14 protein-coding genes and 2 pseudogenes are annotated in these 22,925 nt (G+C 74.3%); 8 read left to right on the forward strand and 8 right to left on the reverse strand.

Annotated features, from left to right (window positions below):
* Position 1: 1 nt before the first annotated feature.
* Positions 2 to 4,729 carry a hypothetical protein gene (locus tag ACIPXC_RS31135; RefSeq protein WP_401624727.1) on the forward strand — a complete coding sequence of 1,576 codons (4,728 nt, stop codon included), beginning with the start codon at positions 2 to 4 and terminating at the stop codon, positions 4,727 to 4,729.
* 225 nt (positions 4,730 to 4,954) lie between these two features.
* Here ACIPXC_RS31135 and ACIPXC_RS31140 read toward each other — a convergent pair whose 3' ends face one another.
* Complete coding sequence (locus ACIPXC_RS31140) at positions 4,955 to 5,389, reverse strand: hypothetical protein (protein WP_401624729.1); 435 nt, start codon at positions 5,387 to 5,389, stop codon at positions 4,955 to 4,957.
* 384 nt (positions 5,390 to 5,773) lie between these two features.
* Between ACIPXC_RS31140 and ACIPXC_RS31145 the strand changes: the two genes are divergently transcribed.
* Genes ACIPXC_RS31145 through ACIPXC_RS31160 form a run of 4 tightly spaced genes read left to right on the forward strand, consistent with a single transcriptional unit; the run spans position 5,774 to position 10,124 of the window.
* Complete coding sequence (locus tag ACIPXC_RS31145; protein ID WP_401624731.1) at positions 5,774 to 8,626, forward strand: nitrate- and nitrite sensing domain-containing protein; 2,853 nt, start codon at positions 5,774 to 5,776, stop codon at positions 8,624 to 8,626.
* The gene (locus ACIPXC_RS31150; RefSeq protein WP_030964627.1) at positions 8,623 to 9,060 is read left to right on the forward strand and encodes a roadblock/LC7 domain-containing protein; all 438 of its coding nucleotides are present in this window, start codon (positions 8,623 to 8,625) and stop codon (positions 9,058 to 9,060) included. Before ACIPXC_RS31145 ends, ACIPXC_RS31150 begins: the two co-directional genes overlap by 4 nt.
* Before the next feature lie 55 nt (positions 9,061 to 9,115).
* Positions 9,116 to 9,517 (forward strand): DUF742 domain-containing protein, encoded by a 402-nt coding sequence (locus ACIPXC_RS31155; RefSeq protein WP_401624753.1) that lies wholly within the window; start codon positions 9,116 to 9,118, stop codon positions 9,515 to 9,517.
* Positions 9,498 to 10,124, forward strand: a complete 627-nt coding sequence (locus tag ACIPXC_RS31160; protein WP_030964629.1) for an ATP/GTP-binding protein — start codon at positions 9,498 to 9,500, stop codon at positions 10,122 to 10,124. Before ACIPXC_RS31155 ends, ACIPXC_RS31160 begins: the two co-directional genes overlap by 20 nt.
* Before the next feature lie 167 nt (positions 10,125 to 10,291).
* Here the strand turns inward: ACIPXC_RS31160 and ACIPXC_RS31165 are convergent, their stop codons facing one another.
* The 4 genes and pseudogenes from ACIPXC_RS31165 to ACIPXC_RS31180 form a co-directional block, all read right to left on the reverse strand.
* The gene (locus ACIPXC_RS31165) at positions 10,292 to 11,482 is read right to left on the reverse strand and encodes a lipid-transfer protein (RefSeq protein WP_401624734.1); all 1,191 of its coding nucleotides are present in this window, start codon (positions 11,480 to 11,482) and stop codon (positions 10,292 to 10,294) included.
* Positions 11,479 to 11,937 (reverse strand): Zn-ribbon domain-containing OB-fold protein, encoded by a 459-nt coding sequence (locus tag ACIPXC_RS31170; RefSeq protein ID WP_401624736.1) that lies wholly within the window; start codon positions 11,935 to 11,937, stop codon positions 11,479 to 11,481. Before ACIPXC_RS31170 ends, ACIPXC_RS31165 begins: the two co-directional genes overlap by 4 nt.
* Positions 11,938 to 12,007: 70 nt before the next feature.
* A pseudogene (locus ACIPXC_RS31175) lies at positions 12,008 to 12,300 on the reverse strand (Mpo1-like protein).
* A gap of 58 nt (positions 12,301 to 12,358) precedes the next feature.
* Positions 12,359 to 13,039 carry a M15 family metallopeptidase gene (locus ACIPXC_RS31180; protein WP_401624738.1) on the reverse strand — a complete coding sequence of 227 codons (681 nt, stop codon included), beginning with the start codon at positions 13,037 to 13,039 and terminating at the stop codon, positions 12,359 to 12,361.
* A 29-nt stretch (positions 13,040 to 13,068) separates the two neighbouring features.
* Between ACIPXC_RS31180 and ACIPXC_RS31185 the strand changes: the two genes are divergently transcribed.
* Positions 13,069 to 13,578, forward strand: a complete 510-nt coding sequence (locus ACIPXC_RS31185; RefSeq protein WP_401624740.1) for an NUDIX domain-containing protein — start codon at positions 13,069 to 13,071, stop codon at positions 13,576 to 13,578.
* A gap of 310 nt (positions 13,579 to 13,888) precedes the next feature.
* On the opposite strand, the pseudogene ACIPXC_RS31190 reads toward ACIPXC_RS31185, so the two are convergent.
* Positions 13,889 to 15,754, reverse strand: a pseudogene (locus tag ACIPXC_RS31190) (glycoside hydrolase family 31 protein); the annotation flags it as partial.
* 1,396 nt (positions 15,755 to 17,150) lie between these two features.
* On the opposite strand from ACIPXC_RS31190, the gene ACIPXC_RS31195 reads away from it, so the two are divergent.
* Positions 17,151 to 19,127 carry an acetoacetate--CoA ligase gene (locus tag ACIPXC_RS31195; protein WP_401624742.1) on the forward strand — a complete coding sequence of 659 codons (1,977 nt, stop codon included), beginning with the start codon at positions 17,151 to 17,153 and terminating at the stop codon, positions 19,125 to 19,127.
* A gap of 94 nt (positions 19,128 to 19,221) precedes the next feature.
* Positions 19,222 to 20,142, forward strand: a complete 921-nt coding sequence (locus tag ACIPXC_RS31200; RefSeq protein WP_401624744.1) for a hypothetical protein — start codon at positions 19,222 to 19,224, stop codon at positions 20,140 to 20,142.
* A gap of 60 nt (positions 20,143 to 20,202) precedes the next feature.
* On the opposite strand, the gene ptsP is transcribed toward ACIPXC_RS31200, so the two are convergent.
* Complete coding sequence (gene ptsP, locus ACIPXC_RS31205; RefSeq protein ID WP_401624746.1) at positions 20,203 to 21,873, reverse strand: phosphoenolpyruvate--protein phosphotransferase; 1,671 nt, start codon at positions 21,871 to 21,873, stop codon at positions 20,203 to 20,205.
* Positions 21,874 to 21,947: 74 nt separating this feature from the next.
* Positions 21,948 to 22,397: a PTS glucose transporter subunit IIA gene (locus ACIPXC_RS31210; protein ID WP_386460078.1), complete on the reverse strand. Its 450-nt coding sequence runs from the start codon at positions 22,395 to 22,397 to the stop codon at positions 21,948 to 21,950.
* Positions 22,398 to 22,925: the final 528 nt, after the last annotated feature.

Raw genomic sequence — 22,925 nt, forward strand, 5'->3', positions numbered from 1 at the left:
CATGTACGAGCTGTCCCGGATCCGCCTCTACTCCATCGGGCCCGCCGGCGCACGCTACGCCGACACCGTGCTCGACCTGCGCGGAGTCGGCGAGCCGGTGCCCCACCCGGCGCCGGCCCAGGCGGAGTTCTTCGAAGAGGAGCCGACCGGGCCGCCGCGCCGCCCGGCCCCGGCCGGCGTGCTCTTCCTGGAGAACGGCGGCGGCAAGTCCGTCCTGCTCAAGCTGATCTTCTCGGTGATGCTCCCCGGCCACCGCAACACCCTCGGCGGCGCCAGCTCCGGCGTCCTGCGCAAGTTCCTGCTCGCCGACGACTGCGGCCACGTCGCCCTGGAGTGGCAGCACACCCGGACCGGCGAGTGCGTGGTCGTCGGCAAGGTCAGCGAATGGCGCGGCCGCCAGGTCTCGGGCGACCCCCGCAAGTTCGCCGAGGCCTGGTACTCCTTCCGCCCCGGCCCGGGGCTGAGCCTCGACAGCCTGCCCGTCGCCGAGTCCACCGCCGTGCGCCCGCCCGTCGAGGGCGCCTCCGGCGCGCAGGGCCGCCGCCGCACGATGAAGGGCTTCCGCGACGCGCTCACCGAGGCGGGCAAGGCGTACCCGCACCTGGAGGTGTACTTCGAGGAGATCCACGACCGCTGGAACGAGCACCTCACCGACCTCGGCCTCGACCCCGAACTCTTCCGCTACCAGCGCGAGATGAACGCCGACGAGGGCGAGGCGGCCGGTCTCTTCGCGGTCAAGAAGGACTCCGACTTCACCGACCTGCTGCTGCGCGCCGTCACCGACACCCGTGACACCGACGGCCTCGCCGACCTCGTCCACGGCTTCGGCAACAAGCTCGGCCGCCGCGCCGAACTCATGGCAGAACGCGACTTCACCGCCGGTTCCGTGGACCTCCTCACCAGGATCGTCGAAGCGGCCGCCACCCGCTCCCGGCTGCGCGACGTCCACGCGGGCGCCGAGCGCCGCACGCGCACCCTCGCCCGCCGGCTGTCCGCCCGCGCCGCCGAGGAACGCGGCCGGGCCGCCGACCTCGCCCAGCGCGTCACCGCCGCCGCCCACGACGTCACCGCCGCCGAGTCCGCCCGCACCCGCAGCGCGGCCGTCTCCGCCGAACTCGCCTACCGGCACGCCTCCCTGGCCCTGACCGTCGCCGACAAGGCCGCCACCGCCCAGCGCCGCGAACTCCTCGAAGCCCGCACCCTGCACTCCGCCTGGCAGGCCGCCGAGACCGTGCTGCGCCACCGCGCCGCCGCCGACCGCTCCGCCCGCGTCGCCGCCGCGATCCGGGAGGCCGAGCGGGACGCCGCCCCGGCGCTCGCCGCCCGCGCCACGGCCGCCGGCGAGCTCGTACGGGCCCTGCACACCGCCGCCGAGGACGGCGAGCGGCTCGCCAACGAGGAGGAGGAGCGCTCCGCCGCCCTCCAGGCCACCGGCGAGGACTCCCACCGCGACGCCACCGCCGCCGCCACCGCCGCCCAGCGGGCCCGCAGCGAGGCCGAACACCTGCGGACCAGGCTCAGCGAGGTCCAGCAGGAGACCGCCGAGGCCGTCCGCGCCGGCTGGCTCGACGACTCCGCGCCCGACGCCGACCCGGCCCGAGCAGCCCTCGCCGCCGCCGACGCGGAGAAGGCGGCCGTGGCCGCCTGCGACGAGTCCCGTGAGGTGGCCCGAACCGCCGCCGAAGCCGCCCGTGAGGCCGCCGCCGCGGAATCCCGGGCCGAGCTGACCGCCGCCCGCGCCGCGGACGCCGCCGAGGCGGCCGAGGCCGCTCACGACGCCGAGCACCGCGCCGCGGCCTCGCTCGCCGCGTCCCCGCGGCTGGCCGAACTCCTCGGGCTGCCCTCGGCGGCGGACAGTGCTGACGTGTCGGTTCCCTCGCCCCGTACGGGCGACAACACCACCGGCGGGCCCGCCGCGGGCCCCGGCACCCCCGGCGGCCCGCACGGCGAGGCGCAGGGCGCCGGACGCGCCGCCCTGGCCACCGCCGTCGGCCTGCTCACCGCCGAGGACCTCGACCGGAACGCCGAGGACCTGTGCGAACTGCTGTCCGAGGGCGTCGCCTCGGCCGAGCGCCAGCTGTTCGAGCTGCGCACCGCAGCCGCCGACGACGCCCGCATCCTCGGCGCGCTCGGCGACGGCGGCCTGCTGCCGCCCGGCCCGGACGTCCTGGCCACCGTCGAGTACCTCGGCGAACACGGCATCCCCGCGCTCCCCGGCTGGCGCTACCTCGCCCAGGCCGTGGATCCCGCCGACCACGCCGCCGTCCTCGCGGCCCGTCCCGAACTCGTCGACGGCGTGGTCATCACCGACCCCGACACCCACGGCCGGGCCCGCGAGGTCCTCGCCGGAGCCGCCCTGCTGCCCCGCTCCACCGTCGCCGTGGGCACGGCCGCCGCACTGCTCGCCCCCGTGCCCGCGGCCGGACCGGACGACGCCGGCTCCGGGATCTTCATCGTCACGCCGAACCCGGCCATGCACGACGAGCACGCCGCCGACGAGGAGCGGCAGGCGCTGCGCACCCGCGCCGGCGCCCGCGACACCGAGATCCGCGAACTCGCCGCCCGCCTGGCGGGCGACCGGGAGCTCTCCGCCCGGCTCGCCTCCTGGCGCACCGGCTGCCCGCCCGGCCGCCTCGCCGAGCTCGCCGAACAGGCCGCGACCGCCCGTCTGTTCGCCGAGGAGACCGACGCCGAGCTCGCGGAGGCCCGGACCGTACGCGCCGAGGCCGACGAGGCGGCGGCCGACGCCGCCCGTGTCCGCGAGGAGCGCCAGGACACCGCCCAGCGCGCCCGCCGCGCCGCCGACGCCCTCGCGGGCCTCGCCTTCCGCCTGCGCGAGCGCGCCGGCTGGCAGGCCCGCGTGCGTGAACTCGCCGACGAGGCCGCCGAGTCCGAGGCCCGCGCCGAGGTCTGTCTGGACCGGGCCCGCGCCGCCGACGAGGACCGCCGGGCCGCCCAGCGCGCCGCCGACGACGCCCGGCGCACCGCCCGGGCCCTGCGCGCCGAACGAGCCGAGATCGCCGGCGCCCCCGACCGGCTGCCCGACCCCGCCGACGGCCCGCGCGTGCCGCTGCCCGACCTCCGCGAGGCCTACCGCGCCGCGTCCCGGCTCTACGAGAAGGTCGGCGTCGGCGCCGACCTGCGGGCCGAACAGGCCCGCGCCGAGAGCGACGAGAGCGCCGCCCTCGCCGAACTCGACCGCCTCACCAACAAGGTCCGCACCCGCGCCGCCCAGCTCCTGGAGGGCACCGACGGCGCCGACGGCCCGTCCCGCCAGGCCGCGGCCGCCCGCGCCGAGTCCCTCGTACAGATGCTGGAGACCCGGGCGTCGGCCGCCAGTGAGCAGCTCGGCCGGCTGCGCGGCGAGGCCGAACGGCACGCCCCCGCCGAGGGCGAGGCGCACACCGATTTGCCCGAGGAACTGGTACCCGGGGACGTCGAGGAGGCGCAGGCCCTGCTGCGTACGGCCACCGCCCAGCTCGCCGCCCATACCGCGGCCGTCGAGGGCGCCCGCGCCGCCCACACCGACCTGCTGCGCGCCCACCGCACGGCCGAGGACGGCGCCGGGGGCTTCGACGAGACCGCGGCGCTCCTGCGGGACCTGCTGCGCGACCACACCCACCAGGACGACGAGCAGGAGCCGGTGGCCCACCCCGGCACCCTGGAGGAGGCCCGCCAGTCGGCCACGGAGGCCCGCCGGTCCCTGCGCGGCTGCGCAGCCGACCTGTCGGCCGCCGAGTCCGCGGTGCGCGAGGCGAGCGACGTCCTCGTCCGGCACGCCAACGCCACCCGCTACGAGCAGGTACGCACCCCCGCGCGCCAGCAGATCCGGGAACTGCCCGCCTCCGCGCTGCCCGAGCACGCGGCGGCCTGGGCGGCGGCCTTCGCCCCCCGGCTGCGCGTCCTGACCGACGAGCTGGCCCAGCTGGAGCGCAACCGCGACAGCATCGTCGACCGGCTGCGCGGCCTGGTCGAATCCGCCCTGGCCACCCTGCGTTCCGCGCAGCGCCTCTCCCAGCTCCCCGAAGGCCTCGGCGAATGGTCCGGGCAGGAGTTCCTGCGGATCCGCTTCGAGGAGCCCGACCAGGCCACCCTCACGGAGCGGCTCGGCGAGGTCATCGACGAGGCGACCCGTACGGCCGTGAGGAAGAACAGCAGCGCCTCCTTCGGCGAGGGCCGCCGCGACGGCATGTCCCTGCTGCTGAGGGGCGTCCAGGCGGCCCTCGAACCCAAGGGCGTCTCCGTGGAGATCCTCAAGCCGGACGCGGTGCTGCGCGCCGAACGGGTGCCGGTGGGGCAGATGGGGGACGTGTTCTCCGGCGGGCAGCTGCTGACCGCCGCGATCGCGCTGTACTGCACGATGGCGGCGCTGCGCAGCAACGACCGGGGCCGCGACAAGCACCGGCACGCGGGCACGCTGTTCCTCGACAACCCGATCGGCCGCGCCAACGCCACCTACCTGCTGGAGCTTCAGCGGGCCGTGTCGGACGCGCTCGGCGTCCAGCTGCTCTACACGACCGGACTGTTCGACACGACCGCCCTCGCCGAGTTCCCGCTGGTGATCCGCCTGCGCAACGACGCGGACCTGCGGGCGGGCCTGAAGTACATCAGCGTCGAGGAGCACCTGCGCCCGGGCCTGCCGCAGCAGTCCCCGGAGGGGGAGACCATCCACGGCGAGATCACGGCCACCCGGATGTTCCGCCGCAGCGCTGCCGCCCCGACCGCCTGACGCCCCACGCGCACCCGGCCAGGGCCCCCGGCATGCCCGGGCCGGGCTGCCCCTCGGCCCGGGCCAGGGCACCCGACTCGGCCAGGGCACCCGACTCGGCCAGGGCACCCGACTCGGCCAGGGCACCTGACTCGGCCCGGGCCAGGGCGCGCTTCCGGGCCCGGGCATGCTCCCGCGCCCTGCGGCGCGGGGACCGGCGGGTCCGGTCCGGCCTTCGGGCCTCGCTCAGTTCCGGCCGAAACCCGCGAGGGGACCGTCCTCGCGGACCGTTCGGGCCGGGCCCGCGAGCCTGCGCGCCGCCCGGGCGGCCGAGGCCGCCCGGCGGGCCTCACGACGGCGCAGCCGCGCCGTGCTGCTCGGCTCCGACACGACCCCGTACCGCTGGTTCCACGTCTGCCGGGTGATCCACACGTCCAGCACGGCCCAGGTGGCCACGACGGTCGCGGCGACCGCACCGAGCACCATCGGGAAGGCCAGCCAGGAGCCGGTCAGGCTCAGGAAAAACGTGATCGTCGCCTGGGTCAGGGTCACGGCCACCACCAGCACCGCCCGGACCGCCGAGACCCGCACCGGGTCGGGCATCCGGCGCCGGCGGGCCGGCTCCTCCACCCACAGGCCGCGCCTCGCCGTACGGGCACCGCCGCTCTCGTCACTGCTCATGGTCCGCTCACTCCCCACCCGCGGTCCGCCACGCCTACCCCCACACGCCTACCCCGACGTGCTCCTCGTACTGACAGACGCCCGACGGCGCCGGGAGATTCCCGGACACCGGATGCTCCACAGGCCTCGATGATCGCGGAACGAATAATTCCAGCCATCCATCAGGGTGCGGGAACTGACGCCCCACCAAGTGTCATCTGCCACAAATCGGGCCTGACTTGACCGGAAGTATCGGACAACTGGTGATCTTCGTCCAGGGGGCAGGCCGAAAACGTCCGGACACGCCTTCGAACCTGCTCCCCAGCAGTAGTAGGCTCACGCCGTTTAAATGACGGAACACCGACCCCCGGCAACGGGGTTGACCTGGGGGAGGCTGGGGAGGCCATGCGCTTTCGCGGGAAGTCCATCCGCCGGAAGATCGTGGCGTTGCTCCTTGTGCCGCTCGTCTCCCTGACGGCCCTCTGGGGCTTCGCCACGTTCATCACGGGCCGTCAGGCGATCCAACTCTTCGACGTGGCCTACGTCATCGACAAGGTCGGTTACCCGATCGAGGACGTCGCCCGCGTCATCCAGAAGGAGCGGCGCCAGACCCTCGTCGTCCTCGGCGACCCCCGCGCCGCCACCGCCACCGCCGAACTGGCCAAGCGTCGCACCGAGACCGACCAGGCCGTCGAGAAGATCAGCGTGAGCGCCCGCGACCCCAAGGTCGTCGACGAGCTCAGCCCGCAGAGCGCCCGGCGCCTGCGCTCGATCGTCTCCGCCTTCCACGGCATCGGCTCCATGCGCCGCTCCGTTGACCAGAACGCCCTCGATCCCGGCCAGGCCCTGGAGCTCTACAACCGGCTGGTCGACCCCTGCTACGACTTCCTGATGAACCTCCACGGCCTGGACAACGTCGAGGTCGACAAGGAGGGCCGTGCCCTCGTCGGCATCAGCCGAGCCCGCGAGCTGCTCTCCCGCGAGGACGCGGTCGTCGCCTCCGCCCTGGCCGCGCGCAACATCACCGCCGGCGACGTCCGCCGCGTCTCCGACTTCGCCGCCAACCGCGCGCTGCTCTACGAGTTCAACCTCGTGACCCTGCCCGCCGCCGACCGGGAGATCTTCGAGGCGTACTGGAAGGACCTCCAGACCCAGCCGCTGCGCGAAGCCGAGGAGCGCTTCATCTCCGGCGGCGCGGTCAACAAGCCGCGCAACCTCACCGCCGCCCAGTGGGACGAGGCGTCCTCCAAGGTCCTCGACGACCTGGCGGGCATGAACACCGAGGCCGGCGACCGCTACCAGCGGCGCATCGAGCCCGTGGCCGCGGACGTCATGATCCAGGCCGCGGGCGCCGGCATCATCGGCCTCTTCGCGCTGGTCGTGTCCCTCGTCCTCTCCGTGCGCATCGGACGCGACCTGGTCCGCGACCTCTCCCGGCTGCGCAAGGAGGCCCACGAGGCCTCCGGCGTCCGCCTGCCCAGCGTCATGCGCCGCCTCGCCGCCGGCGAACACGTGGACGTCGAGACCGAGGCGCCCCACCTCGAATACGAGAAGGACGAGGTCGGCCAGGTCGGCCAGGCCCTCAACACCCTCCAGCGCGCCGCCGTCGAGGCCGCCGTCAAGCAGGCCGACCTGCGACGCGGCGTCTCCGAGGTGTTCGTCAACCTCGCCCGCCGCAACCAGGTCCTGCTGCACCGCCAGCTGACCCTTCTCGACACGATGGAGCGCCGCACCGAGGACACCGAGGAGCTCGCCGACCTCTTCCGCCTCGACCACATGACCACCCGCATGCGCCGCCACGCCGAGGGCCTGGTGATCCTCTCCGGAGCCGCCCCGTCCCGTCAGTGGCGCAAGCCCGTCCAGCTCATGGACGTCGTACGGGCCGCCGTCGCCGAGGTCGAGGACTACGAGCGCATCGAGGTGCGCCGCCTCACCCGCCTGGGCATCGTCGGACCCGCCGTCGCCGACGTCACCCACCTCATCGCCGAACTCCTGGAGAACGCCACCGTCTTCTCGCCGCCGCACACCGCGGTCCAGGTGCACGGCGAACGGGTGGCCAACGGCTTCACCCTGGAGATCCACGACCGCGGCCTCGGCATGACCCCGGAGGCGCTCCTCGACGCGAACCTCCGCCTCGCCGAGACCCCCGAGTTCGAGCTCTCCGACACCGACCGCCTCGGCCTGTTCGTCGTCAGCCGCCTCGCACAGCGCCACAGCGTCAAGGTCGTCCTCCAGCCCAGCCCGTACGGCGGCACCACCGCGGTGGTCTTCCTCCCGTCGGCCCTGCTGACCGACGCTCCGGAGACCAGCGGGACCGGCGTACGGCTGGACGGGCCCCGGCCCGGCAAGACCGGCAGGGCCGCGAAGGCCGGCCAGATCGGCCGTACGCACTCAGAGCGGCCGGTGGCCTCCGCCGCGGAGCGCGCCGCCGTCGGCCGTCCGCCGGCCACCGCCGAACGGCGCGGCCCGGTCGAGCTGGAGGCCCCGCTCGCGGGCCGCGGCCTGGACGGCCTGGACCCGCTCGACGACCCGGCCGCCCCGGTCGACGACCGGGCGGTCGTCACCGGCCTTCCCGGCGCCGGCCGCGGCCCGGCCATGGCGACCCTCGACGACGAGACCCCGCCGAACGGCACCCCGCGCAGCGCCCTGCTGGGCCTGCGCCCGGCGGACCGTCCGCACACCGACCGGCACGCCGACTGGCACGCCGAGCGCAACGGCGCCCGGAGCGGTGCCCGGGGAGGCACCCGCCCGGGCGAGCGCGACCGGGAACGCGAGCCGCTCGCCCCCACCGGACCGGTCCGGCTGGACACCCAGCGTCTGGAAGTACCCCGCCCCGACGGCCCCCGCTCCGCAGGAGCGGTGCCGCTGCCGCGCCGGCGTCCCACGCCGACCCTGGTCGCCGAACACGGCCGCCGGGTGGACCCCCGTCCGGTCTCCGCGGTCCCGCAGAACGCCCCCACGGCCGGATCCGACGACACGGCACCCGCCGCGGGCCCGGACACCGGCGGGCTGCCCCGCCGGATCCGTCAGGCCAGCCTGGCCCCACAGCTCAAGAAGTCCGCGTCGTCCGCGCCCGCCGAAGCCGCCCCCGACCAGGTGGCAGACCGCGACGCGGAGGACGTACGCACGCGCATGTCCGCACTCCAGCGTGGCTGGACGGCGGGCCGCAACCGGCACGCACAGCAGCAGTCCGAGACCGAGGCGGGCACATCCTCCGCCGACGGTCCCGCGAACGAGAACGAAGGGGACGGTCGATGACCGCACCGCAGACCGGCAACGACAGCAGGGGCCGTGGCTCCGGCCCGCTCAACTGGCTCCTCGACGAGCTCGTCGACCGAGTCGGGTCCATCCGCAAGGCGGTGGTCCTCTCCGGCGACGGCCTGCCCACGGGCAGCTCCAAGGACCTGACCCGCGAGGACAGCGAGCACCTGGCGGCGGTCGCCTCCGGGTTCCACAGCCTGGCCAAGGGCGTCGGCCGGCACTTCGACTCCGGCCGGGTCCGCCAGACCGTCGTCGAGCTCGACGAGGCCTTCCTCTTCGTCATGGCCGCGGGCGACGGCAGCTGCCTGGCCGTACTGGCCGACGCCGACTCCGACGTCGGGCAGGTCGCGTACGAGATGACGCTGATGGTCAAGCGGGTGGGGGACCACCTCGCGACGGCGCCGCGCACCGGGCTGCCAGCCGGAGGGTGAGTCGGAAGGCATGAGCGACCCAGGCCAGGACCATCTCGCCGACGCTCCCGTCGGCATGCCCTTCGACCCGTCCGCCTTAGACCAAGCGCACTGGTTCGACGACGACGCGGGTCCCGTCGTACGCCCCTACGCCATGACCCGCGGCCGGACCAGCCACGCGGGCCAGCACCGCCTCGACCTGATCGCCCTCGTCGTCGCCGAACCGGCGGCGGACGATCCGGTCTGGGACATGACCCTCTCCCCGGAACACGCCCACATCCTCGGGCTGTGCCGGGAACGGCCCCAGTCGGTCGCCGAACTCGCGGCCGACCTCGACCTCGCGGTCGGGGTCGTGCGCGTCCTGATCGGCGACCTGGTCGATCAGGAACTGGTCCACGTGACCAGGCCGGTACCCCCGGCAGAACTGCCCGATGAATCCATTCTGCGTGAGGTGATCGATGGCCTTCGGGCGCTTTAGCCGCACCGGTGCCATGCACGCGGTGTCGCCGGTCGAGCCGCTGACCTTGAAGATCCTGGTCGCGGGCGGCTTCGGGGTGGGCAAGACCACCCTGGTCAGCGCGGTCAGCGAGATCAGACCGCTCCGGACCGAGGAACGGCTCTCCGAGCCCGGCGTCGGCGTCGACGACACCGGGGGAGTGGAGGGCAAGAGCACCACGACCGTGGCCATGGACTTCGGGCGCATCACGCTCCGCGAGGACCTGGTGCTGTACCTGTTCGGCACGCCCGGACAGGACCGCTTCTGGTTCCTGTGGGACGAGCTGGCCCAGGGCTCCCTGGGCGCGGTGGTCCTCGCGGACACCCGCCGCCTGGCCGACTGCTTCGCCGCCATCGACTACTTCGAGCGGCGCGAGATCCCGTTCGTGGTCGCCGTCAACTGCTTCGACGGAGCCGACCGCCACCCCGTGGTGACCGTACGGACGGCACTCGACCTCGACCCCGGGGTGCCGGTGCTGCTGTGCGACGCACGGGACCGGGAGTCCGTGAAGGACGTGCTGGTGGGGGTCGTGGAGCACGCGATGTCCCTGGCGCGCGAGCGGCGCCGCAGCCTGTCCGCCGGAGCCTGATCCGCAGACGGACGGACGATCGCACGGGCGCGGCCCGTACCCCCGCCGACTGGGGTACGGGCCGCAGCTCTCACGGGGGGTTCACGATCCCGGTCGCGGCGCGGGACTGTGGAGCGAGTGTGAACCTGCCGCCCGGGGCCGTCAAGCGTTGTGACGGCACGAGCTGCTCAGCGCACGGCGACGACGGCCGACCCGTGCCCGAACAGCCCCTGGTTGGCGGTGATCCCCGCCCGCGCCCCCGGCACCTGCCGCTCCCCGGCCGTCCCGCGCAACTGCCACGTCAGCTCGCACACCTGCGCGATGGCCTGGGCCGGCACGGCCTCCCCGAACGAGGCCAGCCCACCACTGGTGTTGACGGGGATACGCCCGCCCAGGGCCGTCGCACCCTCCCGCAACAGCTTCGCCCCCGCACCCTCGGCGCACAGCCCGATGTCCTCGTACCACTGCAGCTCCAGGGCGGTGGACAGGTCGTACACCTCGGCGAGTGACAGGTCCTGCGGCCCCAGCCCGGCCTCCTCGTAGGCGGCGCGCGCGATCGAGGACCGGAAGGATCCGGCCACCGGTTCCACGGCCGTCGTCGAGTCCGTGGCGATGTCCGGCAGGTCCAGCACCGTCCGCGGATAGGTGGGCGTCACCGTCGACACGGCCCGGATCCGCACCGGATCGGCCACCCCGCGCGAGCGTGCGAAGTCCATGCTGGTCAGCACCAGCGCCGCGCCCCCGTCGGAGGTCGCGCAGATGTCGAGCAGCCGGAGCGGATCGGCGACCACCGCGGAGGCGGCGACCTCCTCGGCGGTGACGGCCGTGCGGTAGCGGGCGTACGGGTTGAGCCGCCCCGCCGCCGCGTTCTTCACCTTCACCAGGGCGAAGTCCTCCAGGGTGTCCCCGTGGACCGCCATCCGCCGACGGGCGTACAGCGCGAAGTACGCCGGGTTGGTGGCACCCAGCACCCGGAACCGCAGCCAGTCCGGATCGTCCGGCCGGTCACCGCCGACCGGGGCGAAGAACCCCTTGGGCGCCGCGTCCGCGCCGACCACGAGCACCACGTCGGCCAGCTCCGCCAGGATCTGCGCGCGGGCCGCCCCGATCGCCTGCGCCCCGGACGCGCAGGCCGCGTACACGCTGGTCACGCGGGCGCCCTGCCAGCCGAGGGCCCGGGCGAAGGTGGCTCCGGCCACGTAGCCGGGGTAGCCGGAGCGCACGGTGTCGGCGCCGACGACCGACCCCACGTCCGTCCAGTCCAGTCCGGCGTCCGCGAGCGCCGCCCGCGCCGCGGTCCGCCCGTACTCGACGAAGCTGCGGCCCCATTTGCCCCACGGATGCATGCCGGCCCCCAGGACGGCGACGTCGGCGCTCACGAGGTTCCCCCGACCGGCCTGAAGCGCCAGGTCAGCCAGGTCGTTTCGGCGTCCTCGTGCAGCACGCCGCCCACCACCTCGACCTCCGTGCCCACCGCCAGGTCGGCGACCTGGATCCCGGGCGCGGCCTGTCCCAGCACGACCATCCCCTCGGCCTCCAGCTCCACCGCGACCAGGGTGTACGGCTCCCAGGGCTCGGCCGGGTCGGACACGTACGGCGCGGGCGGCCGGTAGCGCCCGTCGGTGCAGGACCAGACACGGCCCCGGGGTGAGAGCGGCACCTCGGCCAGCTCCCCGCCGCCGGGGCACCGCGGATTGCGGCAGTAGGCGTCCTCACGGGGGAAGAACACCGCGGTGCAGGCCGAGCACCGGGTGCCGAGCAGCCGGAAGCCGCCCCCGTCCGGCGCGTTCTCGGTGAACCACCCGCTCACGACGGGTGTGCGTGTGCGTGCCAAGACCCCTCCCATGCTGAAGAGCTGACGCATCGTCAGAAGTTAGGAGTCTGCCACGGCCGACCGGCCCGGGTCACCGGTTCCCGGCGAGCCACTTGCCCGCGATCTCGTCCGGCTCCCCGTCCCGCCCGGCCGGCATCATCCGGATCATCTGCGCGTCCCCGCGCAGCGACCGCGCCGGATGCCCGAAGGTGGCCGGGTTGTTCCCCTCGATCAGGAAGTGCGCCGGCCAGGCGGTCCCGTACCCGATGAGGGGAAGGGCGGCGAGGTGGCGCCCGCGGCCCCGCTCCCCCCGTAGGCGGTCAGCGCCGGACCGGTGAGCGTGCCGGTGAGATGCACCCAGCGGGTGACGGCCCGGGAGTGCATCGCGACGTAGTACGGCCAGCATTCCTCGTACGAGCGATAAGCCAGGCGGGCAAGGTACTCACGGCCGGACCTCGGCGACAGCGACGGGGAAGTCGAAATACGTGTCCGGGTACGCCTCCGGCTCGTAGGTGAAGTGCCACCACTCCTCGGGAAGGTTCACGAACCCCTGCGCGCCCAGCACCCGCTTCAGCACCTGCCGGTTGGCACGGGCGGCGCCCGTCACCCGCGGATCGTCCGTGTGCGACAGCGGATCGAAGAAGTCGAAGGGGGTCCCCATGTCGACCTCCCGGCCCGCGAGTTCCTCCAGCGTCACGTCGACCGTGCTGCCCCGGCTGTGCCCGGACCTCTCCGCGATGTACCCGTCGGCGATCAGCCGGCCACGCTCCACCCGCGGATAGAACTCCGCCTTGCGCGCCAGGTCCTGCGGACCGTCCTCCTCCCGGGCCCACCGCCCGAACCGGTCCACCGCCCGCTGCGGCCGGTAGCAGTCGTACACCCGCAGCGAGTAGCCCCGCCGCAGCAGCACCCGCTGGGCCCGCCGCAGCGCCTGTGCGGCCGGGCGGGCCAGCAGGCACTCCGGCTCCTCGTACCCGTCGACCACCGCGCCGGTGAAGTTCCGCTCGCCCGCATAGCGCATGTCCTGCCGGATGCCCGGATCCACCTCCCGTAGCGCAGTGAACCCCGACGGCGCCGCGGCCCCGCCCGCCAGCACCCCGACCAGCCCCGCAACAGCCGCCATCCGCATATCCCTTGACATACCATCACGGCATGCCGGAACACCTGAGGGACTCGCACTGCTCCACCTGCGGAGCGCCGTACGGTACGACCACCTGGCCCCGCACCTGCCCCTCGTGCGGTACCACCGCCTACCGCAACCCCCTCCCCGTGGCCGTCACCCTCCTCCCCGTCGAGGACGCAGACGGCACCGGCCTGGTGGTCATCACCCGCACCATCGAACCGGCCCTCGGCGGTGTCGCCCTCCCCGGCGGCTTCATCGACTTCGGCGAGGACTGGCGCGACGCCGTCGTCCGCGAGCTGCGCGAGGAGACCGGCATCACCGCCTCCGCCGCGGACGTCACCCTGGCCGACGCCCTGAGCTCCCCGGCCGGCCACCTCCTCCTCTTCGGCCTCCTCCCGCCCCGCCGCGCGGACACCCTCCCCGCCTCGAAGCCGACGGACGAAACCACGGGCTGGCACGTCCTGCGCACCCCCGAGACCCTGGCCTTCCCCCTCCACACCCGGGCGGCGGCCTCCTGGTTCGCAGGCGGCTACGCCTGACCCTCCGGCCCCGCCTGCGTCCGCGCCCACTGCCGGCCTCACCGGCGTCCGGCGTCACCTCCCGCCCGCCCGGCTTGCAGGCGCGGCTTCTTCCGACCCTGCCTGCGTCCGCGCCCACTGTCAGCCTCACCGGTGTCCGGCGTCACGTCCCGCCCGCCGGCGTTGCAGGCGCGGCCTCTTCCGGCCTCTCCGACGTCCGAGGTGCGGGGCCCCATCCGCCCCCCACTCCCAGCCTCGCCGGCGTTCGAGGCGCGGGGTCCGGAGCGGAACCCCGTTCTGGAACTCGCTCCGGCCCCCACGGCTCGCCCGCCTACAACCCCCGCACCACCACGCCCTCCACCGGCGCCCCCGCCTCGTCCTCCACCACCACCGCGTCCCCGGCCCACCGCGAGGTGTACCGCTCGACCGAACCCGCCCCGAACCCCGGCCCCGGGTCCCGGACCACCACCCCGCCGCCCGTGCGCCCCCGGGCCGGCGCCCAGACCTCCAGCTCCACCCCGCCGCCGCCCGCGGACCGCACCGGCAGGAGCGCACCCGCCCGCGCCAGCACCGGGATCCGGCCCCGCGGAGCGTCCAGCAGGATCTGCCCCGGCCCCTCGTACGCCGCCCCCGTCGCGGTGTCGTACCACCGGCCCCGTGGCAGCCGTACCGCCCGCCGGTCCGCCCCGCACTCCAGCACCGGGGCGACCAGCAGCGCGTCACCCAGCAGGAACGCGTCCTCGCAGTCCCGCAACCGCCGGTCCTCCGGCGCGCCCCACCACACCGGCCGCACGTACGGAGCCCCGGTCCGGCGCGCCATGTGGGCCAGCGTCACGAAGTACGGCCGCAGCCGCTCCCGTTCCGCCATCACGGCCCGCGCCTGCTCCGCCACCTCCGGCCCGAACTCCCACGGCTCCCGCCGCCCCGCCCAGATCGCCGAATGCGTGCGGAACAACGGCAGGTAGGCGCCCAGTTGCAGCCACCGCACGTACAACTCCGGCGACGGCGACCCGCCGAAGCCGCCCACGTCCGGTCCCGAATACGGCACGCCGCACAACCCCAGCCCCAGCACCAGTGCCAGCGAGGCCCGCAGCCCCTCCCAGCTGGTCTCCACATCGCCCGACCAGGTGCCCCCGTACCGCTGCATGCCCGCCCAGCCCGACCGGGAGAACAGGAACGGCCGCTCCGCGGGCCGCAACCGGACCAGGCCCTCCCATCCGGCCCGCGCCATCCCCAGCGCGTACACGTTGTGCGCCTCGCGATGGTCACCGCCCGCCCCGTCCATGGCGTGCCGTGCCGACCGCGGCAGCGTGGCGTCCCCGAACGCCGCGAAGGACACCGGCTCGTTCATGTCGTGCCAGAAGCCGGAGAAACCCTGCCCGAGCCGCTCCTCGTACAGACCGCCCCACCACTCCCGGACCTCGGGATCCGTGAAATCCGGATAGGCGCACTCGCCCGGCCACACCTCCCCGCGCACCTCCCGCCCGCGCGCGTCCCGTACGAAGGCGCCCCCCGAACCCACCGCCAGCCCGGCCGCGTGCAACGCGTCACCCGCCTTCACCGCGGGGTCCACGATCGACACGAGCCGCACCCCCTGCTCGCGCAACTCCCGCGCCAGCCCCGGCAGATCCGGGAACCGCTCCTCGTCCACGGTGAACACCCGGTGCCCGTCGTAGTGGTCGATGTCCAGGTGTACGGCCGACAGCGCGAGCCCGCGTGCCGCGTACCCCGCGACCACTCGCCGTACCTCCGCCGCACTTCCGAACCCCCACCGCGCGTGCTGGTACCCCAGCGCCCACTCGGGCGGCACCGCGGCCCCGCCCGTCAGCGCCGACCAGCTCTGGAGCACCCTGGCCGGCGTTCCCACCAGCACCCAGCACCGCAGCGGCCCGCCCTCCATGCGCAGTTCGCTCGCCCCGGGACGGTCCGGCCCCGAACCGACTCCCTCCTCGCCCTCGCGGAGCACCACCCGGCCGTCCCAGCAGTTGTCGTGGAAGACCAGATGGGTGCCCGCGTCCGCCACGACCATCTGCACCGGCATGGTGAGGTAGAGCGGATCGACGCCCGGCCCGAAGCCGCCCTTGGGGTCGGTGTTCCACAGCCGGTACGTCCCGTCGGCCAGCCGAGGCCCCGCGGCCCGGCCCCCCAGCCCGAAGAACCGCGCATCCGCCGGCACCTCACTCCGCACCCCCCACCGCCCCCCGCACCCGGCCGACGCCGTTGCCCCGAGGCCCGCGCCGTCCCCCCGCTCGCCCACACCGGCCCCGCCTGAGGCCGTTCCCGCCCCACGGACACCCGCCCCGGCCGGGCCGGGGTCGGCCGCCGCAACCCGGCCGGAGCCCGCCCCCGTCCTGCCGGAGCCCGTCCCGGAGCTTCCGGAGCCCGCCCCCGTCCCGCCGGAGCCAGGCCCCGGCCCGTTGGGGCCTGCCGCTGCCCGATCGGAGCTGCCGGAGCCCGCCCCGGCGCTGCCAGATCCCGCCCCGCCCCCGCCGGAGCCTGTCCCGGCCGGGCCGGAGCCCGCCCCCGTCCCGCCGGAGCCAGGCCCCGTCCCGTTGGGGCCTGCCGCTGCCCGATCGGAGCCCGCCCCCGTCCCCCCGGAGTCCGTCCCGGAGCTTCCGCAGCCAGGCCCCGTCCTGCCGGAGCCCGTCCCGGCGCTTCCGGAGCCCGCTCCGGTCCGGTCGGATCCCGTCCCGGCCGGGCCGGAGCCCGCCCCCGTCCCGCCGGAGCCAGGCCCCGTCCCATCCGTACTCGCCCCGGCCCGGCCGGAGAGGCCCCCCGTCCCGCCGGTACCGGTACCGGCCACGCCGGAGCGTGCCCCCGCCGCCCCCGCAGGCCGGGGCCCGGCCGAGCCCACCCCCTCCGCGCCCTGCCCGGCGAGGGCCACCGGTTCCCACCACCGCGGCGGCGACTCCCGCCGCAGCACCGTCCCGCCAGGGGTGCGCACCTCCAGCGCCCCGTACCGGGACACGGCCACCGTCACCCGCTCCGACACCACCCGCCAGCCGCCCCCGGTGTCCGGTTCCAGCACGGCCCGCAGGTCCGGCTCCGGCCCGCTCCCCACGACCGCGTACGACGGCGTCGCCCCGGCCCCGTCCCAGGCCCAGAACACCACCCCGCCCGCCATCACCCGCACCACCAGCTCCGAGCGCGCGAACCGCAGCACGCCCCCGCCCGGCCTGGGCTCCGTACCGACCAGCAGGCCCGGCACCCGCGCCCGTTCCGCGCCCCGGCGCGGGAGCCCCACCGCGTCCGCGCGCCGCCGGCGCCAGGCCGAGAGCCAGGCCCGCCGCCCGCGCTCCGTACCGATGTCCTTCACCGCACGCACCAGATCACGACCGTCCATGCCGTTCACCCTGCCACCGGCCCCCCGCCGAGGGGACGGCGTTCAACTGCCGTTCACCCACCGGCGGCAGCAACCGCCGGTCACCCGACCGGCCAGGTCGGCCCTGGTGCAGCCGCCGATCACATGGCATCGTCCCTGTGAGCCGCCGCGCGCACCCCCCCCGCGCGGTGGCGCCGTACGCACACGTACGCACCTGTACCCGTACACCGCACACGAAGCGCGAGCCGCAGACTTGACCGGGAGCCGACCCATGACCTCAGCCACCCAGCCGGAACCCCTCTGGGCGCCGGGCCCCGACCGGATCGCCGCGGCCCGGATCACCGCCTTCCAGGCCTGGGCCGCGACCCGCTTCGGAGCCCCCGCGGACGGCGGCTACCCCGCCCTGCACCGCTGGTCCGTCGACGAGCTCGACACCTTCTGGCAGGCCGTCGCCGAATGGTTCGACGTCCGCTTCACCACCCCGTACGAGTCCGTCCTCGCCGACCGCTCCATGCCCGGCGCCCAGTGGTTCACCGGAGCCACCCTCAACTACGCCGAGCACGCGCTGCGCGCCGCCGAGGACCCGGCCCGCGCCGACGACCCCGCCCTGCTGTACGTCGACGAGACGCACGAGGCCGTCCCCGTCACCTGGGCCGAGCTGCGCCGCCGGGTCGGCTCCCTCGCCGCCGAGCTGCGCGCCCTCGGCGTACGCCCCGGCGACCGGGTCAGCGGCTACCTCCCCAACATCCCCGAGGCGGCCGTGGCCCTCCTCGCCACCGCCGCGGTGGGTGGCGTGTGGACCTCCTGCGCCCCGGACTTCGGCGCGCGCAGTGTCCTCGACCGCTTCCAGCAGGTCGAGCCGGTCGTCCTGTTCACCGTGGACGGGTACCGCTACGGCGGCAAGGAGCACGACCGCCGCGAAGCCGTCGCAGAGCTCCGCGCCGAGCTCCCCTCCCTGCGCGCCGTCGTCCACATCCCCCTCCTCGGCACGCCCGCCCCCGAAGGCGCCCTGGAATGGTCGGCCCTCACCGCCGCGGACACCGAGCCCGTCTTCGAGCCGGTCCCCTTCGACCACCCGCTCTGGGTGCTCTACTCCTCCGGTACGACCGGTCTGCCCAAGGCCATCGTCCAGTCGCAGGGCGGCATCCTCCTCGAACACCTCAAGCAGCTCGGCCTGCACTGCGACCTCGGCCCGCAGGACCGGTTCTTCTGGTACACCTCCACCGGCTGGATGATGTGGAACTTCCTCGTCTCCGGTCTCCTGACCGGTACGACGGTCGTCCTCTACGACGGCAGCCCCGGCTACCCGGACACGGGCGCCCAGTGGCGCATCGCCGAGCGTACCCGCGCCACCCTCTACGGCACCTCCGCCGCCTACGTCATGGCCTGCCGCAAGGCCGAGGTCCACCCGTCCCGCGATTTCGACCTCTCCGCGGTGAAGTGCGTGGCGACCACCGGGTCCCCGCTGCCGCCCGACGGCTTCCGCTGGCTGCACGACGAGGTCGCCGAAGACCTCTGGATCGCCTCCGTCAGCGGCGGCACCGACGTCTGCAGCTGTTTCGCGGGCGCCGTCCCCACCCTGCCCGTCCACATCGGCGAGCTCCAGGCGGCCTGTCTCGGCACGGACCTGCAGGCCTGGGACCCTTCCGGCAAGCCGGTCGTCGGCGAGGTGGGCGAACTCGTCGTCACCAACCCCATGCCGTCCATGCCGATCCACTTCTGGAACGACCCCGACGGCAGCCGCTACCACGACAGCTACTTCGAGATGTTCCCGGGCGTCTGGCGCCACGGCGACTGGATCACGATCACCGGCCACGATTCGGTGATCATCCACGGCCGTTCCGACTCCACGCTCAACCGCCAGGGCGTCCGGATGGGCTCCGCCGACATCTACGAGGCCGTCGAACGGCTCCCGGAGATCAAGGAGTCCCTGGTCATCGGAGTGGAGGAGCCGAACGGCGGCTACTGGATGCCGCTCTTCGTCCACCTGACCCCCGGCGCGGCCCTGGACGACGACCTGCGCGCCCGGATCAAGGCGACGATCCGCGAGGAACTCTCCCCGCGCCACGTCCCCGACGAGATCATCGAGGTACCGGCGATCCCGCACACCCTCACCGGCAAGCGGATCGAGGTCCCGGTCAAGCGGCTCCTGCAGGGCACGCCGCTGGCGAAGGCGGTCAACCCCGGGTCCGTCGACAACATCGACCTCCTCGGCTTCTACGAGGAACTGGCCCGCACCCGCAGCTGAGCCCCGCCACCCCTCCTGTCACTGTCAGTGGCGATGGTTACGCTGAGTGAGCAGACGTTCGCAGTCAAGCGACCGCACTCAGGGGGAGCCAGCCATGCCACGCAAGAACGACACCGGTACCCACCGGACCCGCAGCACCCACCGGCGCCGCGCGCTGCGCCGCGAGGTCCCCGGAACAGTCGGCCTCCTGGCCGACGCCGGGGACTTCGCGGCCATGTGCGGCTACCGCACCTTCGGCTTCGACCGCCAGGCCGACTACGCCGACTACCTCCACCACGTCGACGGCCTGCTCCGGTCCTTCGCGGCCAGGGGCCTCCACACCACGGTCGCCCTCTTCGACCCCGACGAGTACGCCGAGTACTGCGGGGAACACGGCCTGGACCCGGACACGCCCGGGACGCGCACCCGCTTCACCGCCGAACTCGCCGGCAGCGGGACAGTCCTGCCCTACACCGGCCAGCCCATCGACGAACTCGTGCCCCTCCTCGTCGACGAGGCCGTCCGGCAGGCCACCTGGGAGTACGCCACCGGGGTCCTCGCCGGAGTGGGCCGCTGTGCCGACTGCGGCGAGGACATCGGCCACGCCTCCTTCGACCGCGCCACCGATGCGCTCAAACGTCTCCTGGCCGGCGCGGGCCCCGGCCACCACCACTTCGTCTGCAGCGTCCCGACCGAGGACGAGCAGCTCGTCGCCGTCCTGCACGCAGACGCCACCGGCGACCCGGACGCCCTGCCGCGCGTCGACGGCCGTGGGAGCCTCGATTTCGTGACGGTCCTCGCCGCGGGCCTCGCCCTCGGCGGCCCCGGGGGACTCGTCCTACGCAGCACCGCCGAGGGCCATCGGGACCGGGTCCACGGCTGGCGCCTGGACCGAGGCCGTCTTACGGCCCTCTCGGCGGCGGCCGTGTTCAACGCGTACTGCACCGACGCCGACACCGGGGACCTCGTCGCCCCCGAACCCGGCGTCGAATACTGCCCGGGCTACGAGGTCGACGACCCCGACACCCACCACTGAGCGGCCCGAGGGGCCCCCGCCACCGGCGAGGGCCCCTCGTTCCTCACGACAACCGTCCGGCTACTCGCCGGAGAGCACCGCCTGGGCGGCCACGCGGGCCTCCTCGGCACTGTCGGCCGCACGGGCCGCCGCCGCTGCCCGCTCGCACTGCGCCAGCGTGTGCTTGGCGAGCGTCGCCCGGACGTACGGGATCGACGCGGCACCCATCGACAGGGAGGTGACACCCAGGCCGGTCAGCACGCAGGCCAGCAGCGGGTCGGAGGCCGCCTCGCCGCAGACACCGCAGCTCTTGCCCTCGGCCCCGGCAGCCTCGGCCGCCATCGCGATCAGGTCGAGCAGCGCGGGCTGCCACGGGTCCTGGAGCCGGGAGACGGCGCCGACCTGCCGGTCTGCGGCAAAGGCGTACTGCGCCAGGTCATTGGTGCCCAGCGAGAGGAACTCGACCTCCTGGAGGATCGAGCGCGCACGGAGCGCGGCGGAGGGGATCTCCACCATCGCGCCGAACTTCGCCTGGAGCCCGGCCTCGCGGCAGGCGTCGGCGAAGGCCTTCGCGTCGGCGCGGTCGGCCACCATCGGGGCCATGACCTCCAGGTGGACCGGCAGCCCCTGCGCGGCCTTCGCCAGCGCGGTGAGCTGCGTACGCAGCACCTCCGGGTGGTCCAGCAGCGAGCGCAGCCCGCGCACCCCGAGAGCCGGGTTCGGCTCGTCGGCCGGGGTCAGGAAGTCCAGCGGCTTGTCGGCACCCGCGTCGAGCACACGTACGACGACACGTCCCTCGGGGAAGGCCTCGAGCACCTTGCGGTAGGACTCGATCTGCTTCTCCTCGGACGGAGCCTTCTTGCTGTCGTCCAGGAAGAGGAACTCCGTGCGGAACAGGCCCACGCCCTCGGCCCCGGCCTCGACGGCCGCCGGTACGTCCGCGGGACCGCCGACGTTGGCCAGCAGCGGCACCTTGTGACCGTCGGACGTCGCACCGGGACCGGACGAGGCGGCCAGCGCCGCCTTGCGCTCGGCGGCCGCGGCCTCCAGCTCGGCCTGCTTCTCGGCGGACGGGTCGACGAACAGGTCACCCGTGCTGCCGTCCACCGCGATCATGGTGCCCTCGGCGATCTCGCCGGCCCCCGGCAGGGCCACGATCGCCGGCACGCCCAGGGCGCGCGCCAGGATCGCGCTGTGGCTGGTCGGCCCGCCCTCCTCGGTCACGAAGCCGAGGACGAGGGCCGGGTCGAGCAGGGCGGTGTCGGCGGGCGCCAGGTCCCGCGCGATCAGCACGTACGGCTCGTCGCTGTCGGGCACACCCGGCATCGGTACGCCGAGCAGCCGCGCCACGATCCGGTTGCGGACGTCGTCCAGGTCGGCCACTCGGCCGGCCATGTACTCGCCGGCCCCCGCGAGCAGGTCGCGGTAGGCGGCGAAGGCGTCGTACACACCGCGCTCGGCGGTGCTGCCGACGGCGATCCGCCGGTCGACGTCCGCCATCAGCTCGGGGTCCTCGGCGATCATCGCCTGAGCCTCGAGCACGTGCTGGGCCTCGCCACCGGCCAGCTGGCCACGCGCGACCAGGTCGGCCGCCACGGCTTTCACGGCCTGACGGGCGCGCCCCTGTTCGCGCGCCGCCTCATCGGCGGTGATCTGCCTGGCCGGCGGTTCGAGGACCGCCGTACCCATGTGCCGCACCTCGCCGATCGCCACTCCGTGGCTCACGCCGACGCCTCGCAGCGTTGTCTCCATTTCACCCGTCTCCGATTGGGCGGCGGCCCCGGCCGCCGCGATGGATGTCCGTCACGCCCGTGCGGGCGGAAGGCTCACTGCCAGCTGAAGAGCGTGTCGTCGGCCTTCACGTCGCCGGACTCGACGACGTCGGACAGGGAGTCGGCGGTCGCCTCGAGTGCCACGACGGGGCAGATCGGGGACTTGCCGAGCTCCTCGACGGCAGCGGGGTTCCAACGGATGACCGCCTGGCCGCGGGTCACGGTGTCACCCTTGTTGACGAGCAGCTCGAAGCCCTCGCCGTTGAGCTGGACGGTGTCGATGCCGAGGTGCGTGAGTACGCCGTGGCCCTCGCCGTCGACGACTACGTACGCGTGCGGGTGCAGGGAGACGACCACACCGTCGACGGGGGACACCGCCTCCGAGGGCTCGCGCACGGGATCGATGGCGGTGCCCGGGCCCACCATCGCGCCGGAGAACACCGGATCCGGCACTGCCGCGAGTCCGATGGCGCGACCTGCAAGTGGGGACGTCACGCTGGTCATGAGGGGCCTCCCAGGGGTGGGGCTCTTGGTGTCGCCGTCACTGACTGTCGCGAACGGCGTACTCTTCAGAAGGATAAGTCACTAGATGTTCGGGTTAGTCCGATGTAGGTCCCGATCCGGACTGGTCCCTTCGGCACGGAGACTAGTGGACTAGACCGGTGGACTAGACCATACGCCTGAATCGATTTGCTTGGGCACCCCCCGGCCTGTACTGTCGTGACTCCCGCCAGGACGCCCCGCGTGAACATCTCGCGAACGGCAGCTGGACGGGACCCTCCTCTTCAGCTTCGATCTCGATCTCCATCTCTCTTTCGTATGCCCTTTCGGGAATGCGGCGAGTGGTCGGGGAGAAGGAAAACCGCTGATAGAGTCGGGGTCGCCGGAAAGGGAAACGCGAAAGCGAGAACCTGGAAAGCACCGAGGAAATCGGACACGAAAGAGTCTGATAGAGTCGGAAACGCAAGACAGCAGAACGAAAGCCCGGAGGAAAGCCGCAGCCGAGAGGCTGAGGTGAGTACGAAGGAAGCG

This window comes from Streptomyces sp. NPDC090021, assembly GCF_044748225.1.
Lineage (GTDB): Bacteria > Actinomycetota > Actinomycetes > Streptomycetales > Streptomycetaceae > Streptomyces.

Bases quoted from the DNA above. Each gene is read 5' to 3' on its own strand.
- ACIPXC_RS31135 (WP_401624727.1), top strand. From the start codon at position 2: ATGTACGAGCTGTCCCGGATCCGCCTCTACTCCATCGGGCCCGCCGGC.
- ACIPXC_RS31140 (WP_401624729.1), bottom strand. From the start codon at position 5,389: ATGAGCAGTGACGAGAGCGGCGGTGCCCGTACGGCGAGGCGCGGCCTG.
- ACIPXC_RS31145 (WP_401624731.1), top strand. From the start codon at position 5,774: ATGCGCTTTCGCGGGAAGTCCATCCGCCGGAAGATCGTGGCGTTGCTC.
- ACIPXC_RS31150 (WP_030964627.1), top strand. From the start codon at position 8,623: ATGACCGCACCGCAGACCGGCAACGACAGCAGGGGCCGTGGCTCCGGC.
- ACIPXC_RS31155 (WP_401624753.1), top strand. From the start codon at position 9,116: ATGCCCTTCGACCCGTCCGCCTTAGACCAAGCGCACTGGTTCGACGAC.
- ACIPXC_RS31160 (WP_030964629.1), top strand. From the start codon at position 9,498: ATGGCCTTCGGGCGCTTTAGCCGCACCGGTGCCATGCACGCGGTGTCG.
- ACIPXC_RS31180 (WP_401624738.1), bottom strand. From the start codon at position 13,039: ATGGCGGCTGTTGCGGGGCTGGTCGGGGTGCTGGCGGGCGGGGCCGCG.
- ACIPXC_RS31185 (WP_401624740.1), top strand. From the start codon at position 13,069: ATGCCGGAACACCTGAGGGACTCGCACTGCTCCACCTGCGGAGCGCCG.
- ACIPXC_RS31195 (WP_401624742.1), top strand. From the start codon at position 17,151: ATGACCTCAGCCACCCAGCCGGAACCCCTCTGGGCGCCGGGCCCCGAC.
- ACIPXC_RS31200 (WP_401624744.1), top strand. From the start codon at position 19,222: ATGCCACGCAAGAACGACACCGGTACCCACCGGACCCGCAGCACCCAC.
- ptsP (WP_401624746.1), bottom strand. From the start codon at position 21,873: ATGGAGACAACGCTGCGAGGCGTCGGCGTGAGCCACGGAGTGGCGATC.
- ACIPXC_RS31210 (WP_386460078.1), bottom strand. From the start codon at position 22,397: ATGACCAGCGTGACGTCCCCACTTGCAGGTCGCGCCATCGGACTCGCG.